The sequence below is a fragment of the Leifsonia soli genome, assembly GCF_013408745.1.
In the GTDB taxonomy this organism is placed as follows: domain Bacteria; phylum Actinomycetota; class Actinomycetes; order Actinomycetales; family Microbacteriaceae; genus Leifsonia; species Leifsonia soli.
On sequence record NZ_JACCBJ010000001.1, the window covers coordinates 2,889,407 to 2,902,744 of the forward strand.

Genomic DNA, 13,338 nt, shown 5'->3' on the forward strand with positions numbered 1-13,338 from the left:
ATCCCTGCGGCCAGGCTTTGACGGCGAGCGTAGGAACGCGGTGATTCGAACCGATGCCACTTCGGCCGGATGGACCATGTCCGCTCGTCAGTCACGCTGCGTCCACCAGATCGTCCAGCTTGATTCGGTGCCGGACGGGAGTGGTCTGCCGCAAGCCGTCTAGGACGGCGAAGAGCCGTTCACGTGTTACCTCCTCGTCCACTCTGGCGGGCTCTCCGAGTATCGACGAAATCAGGCGTTCGACGATCATCGCGAGTATGGCAAGGCGCCCACTTGCCGCCGCGTGGAGGGCTAAGTGATTTCGGGTCAGTGTTCCGGGACGGTGTTCGCATAGCGGTAGGTTGCGATCAAACGTTGCCACCCAGCGCTTCCAAAGATCTAGTCCACTGTCAGTGCGTATGTCCACTTTGCGTAGCTCGACCAGATCGCACCTCATCGTCACCTGGAGCCCTTCACCCGACCCAAATGCTTTGCCGCCAGCGAGGTCTATCCCCACAAGTGCGACCGTTGCCGAGGACTCGTTCTGGAGGGCTTTGATGACGCTCGACGGCTCGCTCCCGCCGAGGTTGTGAGCTTCATCGATGACTAGCAGCTTCGTGTGATGAGAGTGAAGCAATTCGACGGCTTGACGCCGGAGGTCGTGGGTGTTGATTCGTGTTGGCTCTGCGGCGGTCGGTGCGAGGAATCGAATTATCTGGGCAAGTAGCGCCTTGCCCGTCGCGTGATCCGTCACCTCTATCCAGACGACCGGAACCTCGCCGCGCTCGGTGTAATCCGGATAACGCCTGGCGTGCTCGCGCTCAACTGAGCGCGCGAGGAGCAGCGCCAATTCGGTTTTGCCGTAAAACATCGGCGCCGAGATCATGATTCCTCGGCGCGAGTTCTTGCGGCGCTGGTTCGAAGCGATCAGCTTGGCGAGGATGCGGGCACTGACGTCTTGCTCGGGAGTTGGTACGCGCAGAGTTAGGCGCACGAAGTCTTGGCGAGCCTCGTCGTACACGTCTCGGTCACCGGCCGAGAGCGCAGCGTATTCCGAGAAGGATATCGGCGGCGGGACGGGCGGTAGCGCCGTAAGCGCCTCGCGAAGTCCGGGCACTGTCGTCTTCCGGTCGTGTTGCAAGGTCAGAGACTGGACGATCACGAGCGGAGCTCCTTCACGGTGACGATGTCGTAGGCTGACGAACTCCAATCGATGTCATCCAGCTTTTCGAGACTGTCCGCTTCGATAAGCACCGGCTCGTCAGCCGCGGCTCTAGCGACGTGCTCATCGTTGGACTTGTTGCGGGTGTCACGGAGATGACGGTTGCGGGCTCGTACATCGCGCCGCGCTCGGCGTTCAATCTCGTCCAGAAACTCGACTGTCTTTGGAGCGTCTCCGGCGCTTCCGGCGTCTCCGATTGGGAAACGCTTGGAAAGCTTGATCTCAGTCTCGGCAACCATCCACGCTGCCTTCTGATCGATGGCCTTGTCCCAGCATTCGATCCATTCCAGGGTTTCGGGATGCTGTATCCACACCGCATTGGTGTTGTACGGATCAAAGCGGATGTCGAATTTGCGAGCTTGCCGTGAGCCAGCAGCAGCGCCAGTGACCGAACGGTTGCGCAGGTTCCCCAGCAGCGGTGAATCATATTGGCGGTTTCGGAATGCTATGCCTTCGTCGCTGACCACGCGTCGAGCCGGGGGCAGCAGCGCGAAGAAGTCTTCAGCGCGAAACGGAAGCTGGACTCCCGGCCCGACTTCGAAGAGAGCGGAGTACATCTGATTTGGGGTCCACGCGCGCCCCGGGAACAGCGGGGAGCGGAGCCCGCTGTGTTGTTTGTTCAGGTATACGGTCGTGATCCAGGCGTCCAATGCGAGCCGCAGCGAGTCCATCGTCAGAGTTGGGCAGTCTCGCTCACCCCTGTTGGCTACAGAATTGCCTGTGGCTCCGGCCAACCAGGTCGCGAAGTCCGAGGATATTGTGCCGAAGTTGCGTTCCACGTGAGGTTTAGCGGTGGGCGCTCGCGGGGGGGCTAGTACCAGCGTGATTCCAAATGCGCGGCAAGCTGCCTCAAAGGTGGCCGATCGGTAGTCGGCGCCGCCGTCAATGGTGATCGCATGCGGGAAGATCCACGGCACTGCTAGGGAGTCATCATCCAGGTATGGATTGACCTGCTTCATCAGCGCCACGGGAAGCGTTGCTGATCCCGAGAGGGCTGCAGCCGCGGAGCCTGGGACACGCCGGCGACCCACTATTGCCCGCGCCAGCAGCAGAGCGTGGTCGTAGCCATTGGGCGAGTCAGAGTGAGTAGCCCACGCCAGGGGGACGCGGCTAGCCACGTCGAACAGAACGGTGAGCACGGGACGAAAAATGTTGCCCTTGTCGTCCCACACCTGAACGTCAAGCTTGGTCGAGTCGATCTCGCAAACCGCGCCGAGCTGGTGTGCGCCAATTGAGTAATACTCGCGCGCCGGACTATTCGCCGCGGTGCGCCGCGTGGTCGCCTTGTCGAAGCTATACCGGCCTGCGTCTCGCTCATTGATGTAGCCCTGGAGCGTATTGTCCTTCACACCGCACAGCGGGTCGCCGGGATACATTTGCTCCAGTGCTCGACGGACCAAGGTTGCACAGTGGCGGCGAGTGCTCGTGGGGAGTGTCACGCGGTCGTCCAGCACGCGGTCAATTGCGTCGATGAGGCGTGGATCAGCTGTGGCGATTGCGAGCCTTTTTCTGCCCGTGCGGTGCATACGGGCTTCGAGCCCTGCAACGCCATCCGATTGATAGACCCGCCAGAGGTTGTACAACGTCCTGCGCGACCGGGCGCTTGACGTGCCCGCCAGTTCACGGACTTTTGAAGCGATCCGCTCCTCCTGGGTAGAGGTCGCAAGATCGTACAGGGGGCGTGGGCCTTCGGCCGTCGGGGACATCGGAAGACCCTGGAACACCTCGAGCAGATGCTTCTCCATGTCGAGAACGTCAGCTGCCCAGGTCCCATGCAGCGGACGAAGGGGCACCACCGTGTCCCGTCGCGCAGTGCCCGCAACGGCAAGCAACTCGGGCATGGACAGGACCATCCAATCGGTTGCCGACCCCTCACGCCGCAGTTTGGCTTCCGATCCGCGGCGCACCGCCTCCCACACCCACGTCTCGCCGTCGATTTCGACGGCGTCGCCAAGGCGTAGCTTGTACTCCTGGGGCATCACCACTCCTCCCGAGGTTGCTCTTAGGTAGTCGTGTAGACGGTGTCGCTTGTCAGCGGAGCGTTGAGACTGACAGTGAGTTGGCGGTGCCACGCGAGGTAGTCCACCCAGGCACACGCCAATGGCGGACAGCTTGGGGATGCGGCGAGACACAGCTCGCGGCGGGTGGCACCAAACCGAGCAAGGTCAAGAATGAGCGCCTCTGCCGGGGGTGCTGGTTTGCAGCGGTCGTGGCGGGACACTGACAGGCCGTTGAGGTTCTGGGTCGCCCTGATGTCGTGGCCAGTGAGCACCTTGTACTGCCAGCCGAGTACGTTGCAGACCTTCGCGGTCTCCTCGAACTGGAGCTTGGCTCGATCGTCGATTCGCTCGACGGGGCGCACGTCATACAACCCGAAGCTTCCGTTGCGGAACTGCGCCATGAAGTCGGGGATGTGCCAATACTCGGCTAGGCGCGAGTCGAGCCCAAATGCGATCGCAAGGGGCTGTGCCCAAAGGCGCTCCACCTCGCCAGAGAAATCCAGCCAGAGTACCTCCCAGCGCTCTGCCTGCGACTCACACCAGATATGAGAGCGGGTTCGCTGCCAAAAGTAGAGGGCGCCTGTAAAGCCATGACGGAGTCCCTTGGAAGTGCGCACCAACATCGGGTCGATTGCAACCCAATCCCAGCCTCCAATCTCACTTTGGACCGTCGCGAACTGTTGCTCGGGGGTAGTGCCTCCCGGGGTCTGCATGCTGATCCGAGAGACCCAGTGAAGTTCGGTGCGCGGCGAACGCCGTCGCGTCAGGATTTGTTTGGTTATCTCCGCAGGTCGCATCGCTGCTCCTCCTCACAACGCCCTCCGCTTCGGCCGTCGCGCCGTCCCTTCTCGGACCTTGTCTTGCCGGCCGTCCTGCGGATTCACTTCACTGCCGCAAGTTGACCACCTATCGATCGACGGTTTCAGCGAGCCAACGCCCAAACTTGGCCTGTCGCCGGTGACTTTTGTTCGTAGACGAGAAGAATCTGGCCAGGTCGGCGTTTTCCTCGCAGTTGCGAGCCGGGCGCGTCGGGCGGAACCATCTCGCTGGGCGCTGGCCACATGTGTTCTTTGCCGACAGCGACGCTGACTTCGAAACGCGCGCATGATGGGCGGATTCACCTTCAAAAGGACTAGTTGACTATTTGAATAGTTGACTAGTATGATATTCGCATGAACACCACCACCAGCAAGACCATCCCGGTTGTCCGCATCAAGATCGCCGCTGAGCAGGGTGTGCGACGAACCTCCGATACCCGAGAGCTCATCGGCTATCGGGACGGGCTAGACGCGACAGAGCTCTGGAACCGTGGTCGAGAGGCATGGAAGATGCGTGCCGAGAAGGTTCTCGCGTGCGAGCTGTTGCTCATCAGCCACGCCGGCGTGATCCGGATGGTAGGGACCGTAGAGGGCATACGCAAACACGACGGCGGCCGCCTCGGCGTTGAAGGGACACCCATTCCGAACCATCCCCTCATCGGGCAGCCGGACCCGCTGAACAACACGTCTCAGAATCCGGTCGCATATGGGACGGTCGTCATTAGCGAGTGACCGGCGCAGGTCTCCGCGTGAGGCGCACTTCGTAACTGGTCTTAGTCGACCTTGCCTGACACGTGGCGCGGCACCACGAACATCGGCGCGAGAGGTGCGCCCCTTCGACATGAAGCTCGCGGCCGACCAGCCCATGGCCCTCGCGGCTTCAGTTGCGGTTCAACCCATGGCGCCGAGTGTCTAGCGCGGTCTTGAAGTGGCTCTCCGCCATGTCGATGTCTTTCGTCGGAGTGGCCGGGTCGAACACGCGCAGCAGGGAGAACTGGAAGGTCTCCGGGTTGAGCGAGCGTAGCTCGACATTGCCGCCATGTCCGTTGGTGGCGTAAGCGTTCCAGCGATGCCGGACGCTTTCCGTGCCGTCGGCTTTTCCTACATAGTGGCGCCCGGTTCGAGTGTCGGTGATGAGATAGATGCCGAATACGGAGGAGAGCGCGGTGCGCCACGCCCCGTAGCGGTGCTCGCGCATGACCGCCTGCAGCTGCGGGTAGCTCAGGATGAGGCGATCGAAGCCCGGAAAACGAATCGGCTCCGCATCCGCGATGCTCTTCACGGGGTACTTTGCGGCGGTAACGGCGCTCATGCGCCATGTCCGGGGAGCGTTCCAGCCGATGACCAGACGGTTGCGAAGATCCGCCATGTGTTCCGACTGAACGACATCGAACGTCCGGAGGATGCCTGAGTTGGAGATCTCGCCGCGGTTCTCGATCACGGACCACAACCGCGCGCGGTCTCCGCCTTCGCGGATGAACACGACCCAGAAACGCGGGGGATGCAGCGGAAACCGCCGGGTCTCCGCGGACTGAGTGCGGGTGTATTCGAGGATCTCGACATCCGTTGAGTCCGCGTGAATTCCCCGCAGGCCGCTGTCCTCGTGCTCCCGCACGTAGGTGTGCCGGATCACCTGTGCGGTGGTCAGGTCGATGCCCGCATCGAGAAGCAGCGGGCCGAGCGTCAGTGTCATCGGGCGATCAGTCTTCGGAGCCGGCCGAGGGGGCCTCGTCCCTGAGCCCGTCTTGGCCCCTGAGCGCACCGTCTCGGTCACCGCTGCGGCGCCACGGCAGGCGATCAGCGGCGGACTCTGCCATCTTCCCGGTGCCGGCTTTGGCGCCCTCAAAGGTCTTCACGCCGAACTGGCGTATGGCATCGACACCGCGCCCACCCGTCTCGATCGCATCGGCCTTCGCGTTATTGGCCGCCACGCGCCACGGCGTCGACGCGATGGCCTCACGGGTCGCCTCGATTCCCAGTCGCTCATGGAAGACGAGAACATCACCGGCGACCTCGTTGCCGGAGCGTACAACCCGGCCTGCCTTCAGCGGGTGGAAGAGGACCTGCCCATTCGCGCCGACCGCTGCCGCGTCCATCCTGGACAGCAGCCGTCTGGTGCTGTCGGCGATGAGGTCGCGCCGCTTCGAGCGCGCCGCCTTCACCGCGACGCGGTGGCGCTCCAGATCCGCAGGGCTGGAATCGAAAACGCGGTCGAGTTCAAGGATGGCGAGGGCATCCTGGAGCTGGAAACACCTCGCTAGCACGGCTAGCCACTCCTCGACCGTGGCTTCGCTGGATTCGGTGATCCTGGCCAGGTCGCCGACCTTCGATTTCTTCTCCATCTTCTCGGCGAGCGCGTCGAGCTGGCGGAGGGCGTACGCCTGGGTCGTAGCGATCGTCTGGGCGGCGCCGTGCAGACTCGACCACGTCACTTCAGAGACGCGACCGACGTGCTCGCGCTTGAGCAGCGCATCGTCGATGACCAAGCCGACGCCGATCATCTCGGCCAGTGCGGCGTCCTTCTGTGCGCGGAGGATGTCGTCGACCTTCTCGTCGATGACAGCGAGGTACTCGGTGATCTCCTCCATGGTCTGCTGCATCGCCAACTGCGCCATGATGCCGGCGGCCCCTGCGAGCATCGCCGGATTGGTGAGCATTGAACCGACAGAGCCGGGCTTGGTGAACTCGAGGATCTTGGTGATCTTGCCCTTGCTCGTGGTGAGTATGGCCCTACTGACGCCGTCAGACGACCCCTTCATCGCCGTGCCGAGCTTCAGAGCCCTGGCGGATTCTTCGGTCAGCTTGACCCACCGCGCGGAGTTCCCGGCGAGCTGCGACCCGGCCTGCGCAAGGTTCGCGCCGGCATTGAAGGCGGACCCGAGCGCTTGGTGGAGTTGCAGATCCTTGGATTGCACCCCGGCGGAAGAAAGGAAGCGCTCCACGGCCAACGATTCGCCGACAATCGCAAGGCCATCGCCATCGCTAATGAGTTCGATCTCTTCGCTCATGCTGCTTCCCGTAGTGAGGTACCCCGTGGAAACAACGTAGACGACGCGGTGGCATGCTTGCGAGCCGTCGCACGCGGCGGTGGAATACTGGTCGGCTGCTGGGCCAGCGCTATCCCAGCCCGCCACGCAGGTCCCAATCGGGGTGTCGCCCGTGCATCTGGATAGCCTATGAAGCACATCTTCCTGGAGGGCCGGGAAGTGACGAGAGGGCGACGTGACCCGGATCTTTGACAACATCGAGCTTCGCTTGGGGGGCCACCTACAAGCAACCCTGCGCGACTTCGACCGTATGGACGTGGCGGTCGGATACTTCAACCTTCGCGGCTGGAGTGAGTTCGAGGAGATCGTGGCAGCCAAGCCCGCGGGTGGGGCGCCCGTGACTCGGATCCTCATTGGCATGGTATTTGCCGGCCCTGAGGTGGAGACCCTAGACGAGCTTCAAGCCACAGTCGACGGGCAGCCTCGACCGGATGCCGACGCACAGATGTCCAAGGAGCGGAAGGCTCAGCTCCTCGATCACCTTCGGGTGCAGCTCATGCGCGGTGCTCCAACTGCAGCGGACCGCAGGACCCTCGCTGCCCTTCGTGAGGAGCTCGAAGCAGGCAAGATCGAGGTCAAGGTGTTTACCCGGCGACCTCTGCACGGCAAGACCTTCATCTTCCACCGTCACGACCTCAACTCCCCGATCATGGGGTTCGTCGGAAGTAGCAACCTGACGGCGCCGGGCTTGAACTCGAACCTCGAGCTGAACGTCGACGTCCCCGACTCGTTCGGCGGCGGTAAGGATCTCGCCGCCTGGTTCGACGCGCGATGGGACGATCCGCAAAGCCGAGTTGTAACCGCGGACTTGCTTGAGCTACTAGACGAATCCTGGGCATCCCCCAAGCCGAAACCGCCATATGAAGTTTTTCTAAAGCTCTGCTACGACCTTTCGCGAGACGTCCGTGAAGGCCAGGACGAGTATTCAGTCCCAGTCGAGGTTCAGGCCGAACTGCTCGACTACCAAGCAACCGCCGTACGAACGTTGGCGCGCCGTATCGTGACTCGTGGTGGCACCATGCTCGGCGACGTTGTCGGGCTCGGCAAGACGATTACGGCGGTGGCGGTCGCCCTCATGCTTCGAGAAGAGCATGGCTACCTTCCCCTGGTGGTCTGCCCGAAGAACCTCAAGCAGATGTGGGAGGACTACTTCGACGCGTATGACGTGCCCGGTCGAGTTGTGTCTTATACCGAAGCTCACACCGTGCTTCCGGGCATAAGCCGATATCGATTCGTGATTGTCGACGAATCGCACACACTGCGCAACGACAAGCGCCGCGACTACCAAGCTGTGCTCGAGTACATCGACCGCGTCGGCGCCAGAGCGCTCCTGCTAACAGCGACGCCATATAACCGGCGCTTTGAAGACGTCGCCAATCAGTTGGGTCTTTTCATCCAGCCAGATGAGGACCTAGGAATCTCGCCCGTCAACGCCCTCGCGGCAGACCCGAAGCTCGCTGACAAGGTTGACGGTAAGGTCACAACGCTGCAGGCTTTCAGACGCTCCGAGGACCCTGACGACTGGAAGCGACTCATGAGTGAGCACCTCGTGAGACGCACCCGTTCGTTCATCAAGAACAACTATTCGGAGACAGACGATGACGGATCGAAGTTTCTTCGATTCGCAGACGGCACTAAATTCAGGTTTCCAGATCGTGACCCTCGACCCATCGATCATCCCTTCGATGAGAACGATCCAGCAGCTCTCATGGTCAGCGACGACACCCTAAATGCACTCCAAAACTTGGTGCTGCCCCGCTACTCGCTAATCGCCTACGTGGACGAGAAGCGGAAGAGCGAGTGGTCGGACGACGACAAGCAACTCGTCGAAAACCTGCGCCGGGCGCGCGGTCAGGTCGCCGGTTTTGTTCGCACTACCCTCTACAAGCGACTGTCGTCGGGCGGCTATGCCTTCACGCTTTCGTTGCGACGTCATATTGCCCGAAACGAGTTGTTTCTCTACGCCATCGACAACGGCCTTCCCCTACCGACGGGCACCATTCAAGAGGCCGACCTCCTCGACGATGACGACGTCGTCGAGCACGAGCTTGATGACCCGGAACGCCTCGGCGATGCGGCCGCGCAGCGTTACCAGGCATTAGTCGACACGGACCCTGGATACATCACCTGGGTGCGTCCTGAGCTATTTACGAGGTCGCTGCGAGATGCGCTGCTCGCAGACACCGAGGCGTTGTCTTCCCTGTTGGACGCTTATGGACCATGGGAGATCGCTCGCGATTCGAAGCTCACTGCGCTCGCCAAGCTGATCCAGGAAGAGCATCCCGACGAGAAAGTGTTGGTGTTCACCGAGTACAAGGACACCGCGAACTATTTAGCAGCCGCGCTTCGCTCGCTTGGCGTGGAGTCAGTCGACGCCGCCACCGGGGACAACGAAGATCCAACGCAGCTGGCACGCCGCTTCTCACCACAGTCAAACAAACTGCGCGGCAGAATAGAAGCGCCGAGCCCTGACGATGAATTGCGCGTACTCGTATCAACCGACGTTCTCAGCGAGGGGCAGAACCTGCAGGACGCCCACATCATCGTTAATTACGACTTGCCCTGGGCAATCGTGCGGCTGATCCAGCGGGCGGGGCGCGTTGACCGCATTGGGCAGGAGTCCCCTGAAGTACTGCTGTACTCGATTTTCCACGGCTCCCTCAACAACGTCCTCTCGCTTCGCCAACGCATCGCCGACAGATTGCAGCAAAACGCACAGGCTTTCGGTTCCGATGAGCAGTTCTTCGGCTCTGAGGAGGAGGTGCGTACCATCACTGATCTCTACGACGGGCGCCTCGACGAAGCGGAGGACGTCGAAGAAATCGACGCGGCCAGCCTCGCTTTCCAGTACTGGAGCAACGCACTAAAGCAGACGCCGGAGGCTGCTGAGCGCGCCCGCCGCCTACCAGATCTGGTGGATGCAACCAGGGCCAGGCGCGTCACAGATCTCGAAGACGGGGTTGCTTGCTACGTCCGAACTGAGTCGGGCATCGATGCGTTCGGTTGGACTACTCCAGGGGGCGAGACGAAACTCCTAACCGGCTTTGAAACGCTACGCTTTTTTGAGAGCACTCCGGACGAACCATCGGTCGAACGCCTGGCCAATCACGACGAGTTAGTCGGGGCGCTAGTCCGCGGCCCGCTAGCCAATCCGGCTGTGGCGGCAGGACGACTCCGCGGCGTGCGACGGCAGATCTGGAAGCGCCTCGGCGAGAGCCTTTTCGATTTCGGGCCGGCGGCCTCTGCCGCCCTGGACTTGCTCTACCAGCACCCCCTGACCAACGAGGCGGATCGTCGTCTCCGAAATGCGATTCGCAATGGAGTCTCAGATGAGGAACTGGCGAACCGGGTCACGGCACTGGCGCGGGAGGACAAGCTGGTCATCGAGCGGCGTACCGGAAACGACTCAATTCGGATCGTAAGCACCATGGGAGTGAGCGAGTAGTGGAAAGTGCGGTACTTCTGAGGCTTGTCGACCGGCGCGAATTTCGTGACCTCTTCGTCGATCATCTCGGGTGGAGCAACCCCGACCAAGCAGAACTAACCGTCGAGGTCGAGGATGGCATGCATCGCCTCAGCCAAGTTGCCGGATACAAGGGTCTCCGCGTTTGGTTCCACGATGGGCTGCCTACTCGCTCGATTCAGCGACAGATCGACCAGGCAGTTGGCGAGCAAAATCTCGAGCGTCTCGTCATCTTCGCGGACGAGCACAATCAAGCTTGGCGGTGGCCGAGGCGAGCGGAGATGGGCGGCGCGAACGCCAAGCTCGTGCTTCATGAACGCCGGGTGGGCGATAGCGATTCGCGGCTCGTGCGCCAACTCGATGCCATCGCGATCGGGTTCAACGAAGAGCTCACGCTAGTCGACTTGCTCGGTCGCATGCGAGCAGCTTTCGATCATGAGGCCGAGACGACGGCGGCCCAGGCCGCTCGTCTGATGCGCGCGCTGTACGGGGAGCTCGAAGCCGCGGGCTGGGACCAGCACAACTCGACTTTGCTACTTGCGCGTCTTCTCTTCCTATTCTTCGCGGACGATTCCGGCATGTGGAAGAGCTCCGGGAGGCCGGATAAATTCCAGGCCTTCCTCATCGATCACACGACAGTCGAGACGCTGCCCGCCGATCTAAGTGAACTCTTCGAGGCGCTTAGCCACGAGCGGCGGAGGCCGGACTTGCCCGCGGTCATCCATGATTTTCGCTATGTCAACGGTGGCCTTTTCACCGAGGAACTCGCTATGGGGCCGCTCACAGAAGCGTTTCGCACAGAGCTCATAGACGCCGGCGACTTTGATTGGTCAGTTATTTCGCCGGCTGTGTTCGGATCGATGTTCCAGACTGTCAAGACGCGTTCTGAACGTCGCGGAGGCGGCGAGCATTACACGACCGAGACGAACATCCTTCGCACCATCAACCCGCTCTTCATGGACGACTTGCGGCATCGGTTGGAGCGTGCGTGGAACGACCGTGGACAACTGACGCGGCTTCACAACGATCTTGCAAAGGTCCGTGTCCTTGATCCGGCATGTGGTTGTGGAAACTTCCTGATAGTCGCGTACAGGGAGCTCCGCGCTCTCGAACTCGACCTGCTGCTGAGGCAACGCGAGCTGGACTTTTTGGACAAGGGGAGGGACTACGCGCAGCTCTCCTTCGACGTCACTGGCGATCTCAAGGTGACGCTCGACCACTTCTATGGAATCGAAATCGAAGAGTGGCCAGCCAGGATCGCAGAGACCGCGATGCTTCTGGTCGACCACTTGGCCAACCAGCGCATGGCTGAGGACTTCGGACTCGCCCCAGACCGTCTTCCAATCCGAATCGCCCCGAAGATCCATCTGGGAAGCGCGCTGACGGTGGATTGGAATGCGGTGGTTCCAGCCGAAGAACTCTCTTTCATTGTGGGGAATCCTCCTTTCTATGGATCTCGAAAGATGAATGCGGTCCAAAAGGCGGAATTGCGGGCCGTCGCCCACGGGATCCGTGAAGCAGGATTCCTTGACTTTGTTGCTGCCTGGTATCTATTGGCGGCTCGAATGATGGCGCTAAACCCTAAGATTCGAGCTGCTCTGGTGTCGACGAACTCGATTGCGCAGGGGGAACAGCCGGCGATCTTGTGGCGACCCCTCTACCGCGCGGGTATCCATATCGACTTCGCTCACCAAACTTTTGACTGGCAGAACGAGGCGCCCGACCAAGCCGCCGTCGATTGCATCATCGTAGGGTTTTCGGCACAGGACGTGAGGCCCAAGCGCCTCTTTAGTTACGCGAGCTCGAGTAGTGAGCCAACCGAATCGGAAGCCGACACCATAAGCCCGTACCTGTTGTCGGGTTCCGAATACGTCGTGGGCAATCGTCAGAGCCAGATTTCAGGGCGCAAGGAAATGGTTTTCGGCAACATGGCTGCCGATGACGGCAACTTGATCCTGAGCGTGGAGCAGCGCGACCGCTTAGTGGACGAGTACCCCGAAACCGCCGAGTGGCTTCTGCCGTTCTACGGCTCCCGTGAATACATAAACGGCAAGCTTCGCTACTGTCTTTGGCTCGAGAACGTTGACCCGACTAGATGGCAACAGGTGCCGGAGATTGTCGCGCGAGTTGAGGCTAACTTCGCTACACGCTCAGATTCAGCTCGCCCCCAACTCGCGCGCACACCACACCTTTTCGCGCAAATCACACAACGCCCCTCATCCAGCTTCCTTCTGGTCCCGAGGACCTCTTCCGAGCGTCGTGCATACGTACCGATGGGGTTTTTCGAGGCTGGGGTAATCGCGTCCGACGGCTGCCTCGTGGTACCGGATGCCTCCGTGATCGACTTTGCTCTAATGACGAGCGAAATGCACATGGACTGGATGCGTACTATCGGAGGGAGGCTCGAAAGCCGCTATCGCTATTCGAAGGACGTCGTCTACAACAACTTCGTATTTCCGACCGTCGGAGACGAGCAAGCCGTGGTTTTGGCTGACCTGGGCGGTAGCGTGTTGCAAGCTCGGGCGAGTCACGCGGACCGTACGTTGGCATGGATGTACGACGCCGCCACCATGCCAGGCGCCCTAAGGCAAGCGCATCTCGAACTTGATCGCTACGTGGAAAGCCTCTACCGGCCGCAGGGCTTCAGTGGGCAAAGCGAACGCGTGGCGTATCTCCTCGGACTCAACCAGAGGATGGAGGCGGGACTACTACTCGACGCCATGAGCGGGAGCAGAAAGGTGCGCGAACCGCGTTAGCACCGTGCTGAACGCATGGGCGGAAGGCGCATACCCGCACCGAGTCGGGGTTC

8 protein-coding genes are annotated in these 13,338 nt (G+C 61.3%); 3 read left to right on the top strand and 5 right to left on the bottom strand.

Annotated elements, in window-relative coordinates:
* Positions 1 to 91: 91 nt before the first annotated feature.
* The 3 genes from BJ963_RS13925 to BJ963_RS13935 are packed head-to-tail and all read right to left on the bottom strand — an operon-like array spanning position 92 to position 3,998.
* Positions 92 to 1,141, bottom strand: coding sequence for a TniB family NTP-binding protein (locus BJ963_RS13925; protein WP_179457242.1), 1,050 nt, complete (start codon positions 1,139 to 1,141; stop codon positions 92 to 94).
* A complete protein-coding gene (locus tag BJ963_RS13930; protein ID WP_179457243.1) occupies positions 1,138 to 3,180 on the bottom strand; it encodes a Mu transposase C-terminal domain-containing protein in 2,043 nt (680 codons plus the stop codon). The genes BJ963_RS13925 and BJ963_RS13930 overlap by 4 nt, the downstream gene beginning before the upstream one ends.
* A 23-nt stretch (positions 3,181 to 3,203) precedes the next feature.
* A complete protein-coding gene (locus BJ963_RS13935; RefSeq protein WP_179457244.1) occupies positions 3,204 to 3,998 on the bottom strand; it encodes a hypothetical protein in 795 nt (264 codons plus the stop codon).
* Between the two features lie 375 nt (positions 3,999 to 4,373).
* Between BJ963_RS13935 and BJ963_RS13940 the strand changes: the two genes are divergently transcribed.
* Positions 4,374 to 4,751 (top strand): hypothetical protein, encoded by a 378-nt coding sequence (locus BJ963_RS13940; RefSeq protein ID WP_179457245.1) that lies wholly within the window; start codon positions 4,374 to 4,376, stop codon positions 4,749 to 4,751.
* A 148-nt stretch (positions 4,752 to 4,899) separates the two neighbouring features.
* On the opposite strand, the gene BJ963_RS13945 is transcribed toward BJ963_RS13940, so the two are convergent.
* Positions 4,900 to 5,712 (bottom strand): GIY-YIG nuclease family protein, encoded by an 813-nt coding sequence (locus tag BJ963_RS13945; RefSeq protein WP_179457246.1) that lies wholly within the window; start codon positions 5,710 to 5,712, stop codon positions 4,900 to 4,902.
* A 7-nt stretch (positions 5,713 to 5,719) separates the two neighbouring features.
* Positions 5,720 to 7,027, bottom strand: a complete 1,308-nt coding sequence (locus BJ963_RS13950) for a hypothetical protein (RefSeq protein ID WP_179457247.1) — start codon at positions 7,025 to 7,027, stop codon at positions 5,720 to 5,722.
* Positions 7,028 to 7,241: 214 nt separating this feature from the next.
* On the opposite strand from BJ963_RS13950, the gene BJ963_RS13955 reads away from it, so the two are divergent.
* Positions 7,242 to 10,511, top strand: coding sequence for a helicase-related protein (locus tag BJ963_RS13955; RefSeq protein WP_343037286.1), 3,270 nt, complete (start codon positions 7,242 to 7,244; stop codon positions 10,509 to 10,511).
* Complete coding sequence (locus BJ963_RS19560; protein WP_179457248.1) at positions 10,511 to 13,285, top strand: DNA methyltransferase; 2,775 nt, start codon at positions 10,511 to 10,513, stop codon at positions 13,283 to 13,285. The genes BJ963_RS13955 and BJ963_RS19560 overlap by 1 nt, the downstream gene beginning before the upstream one ends.
* Positions 13,286 to 13,338: the final 53 nt, after the last annotated feature.

Excerpts from the sequence above, each read along its gene's own strand:
- BJ963_RS13930 (WP_179457243.1), bottom strand. The coding sequence starts at position 3,180 with ATGCCCCAGGAGTACAAGCTACGCCTTGGCGACGCCGTCGAAATCGAC.
- BJ963_RS13935 (WP_179457244.1), bottom strand. The coding sequence starts at position 3,998 with ATGCGACCTGCGGAGATAACCAAACAAATCCTGACGCGACGGCGTTCG.
- BJ963_RS13940 (WP_179457245.1), top strand. The coding sequence starts at position 4,374 with ATGAACACCACCACCAGCAAGACCATCCCGGTTGTCCGCATCAAGATC.
- BJ963_RS13945 (WP_179457246.1), bottom strand. The coding sequence starts at position 5,712 with ATGACACTGACGCTCGGCCCGCTGCTTCTCGATGCGGGCATCGACCTG.
- BJ963_RS13950 (WP_179457247.1), bottom strand. The coding sequence starts at position 7,027 with ATGAGCGAAGAGATCGAACTCATTAGCGATGGCGATGGCCTTGCGATT.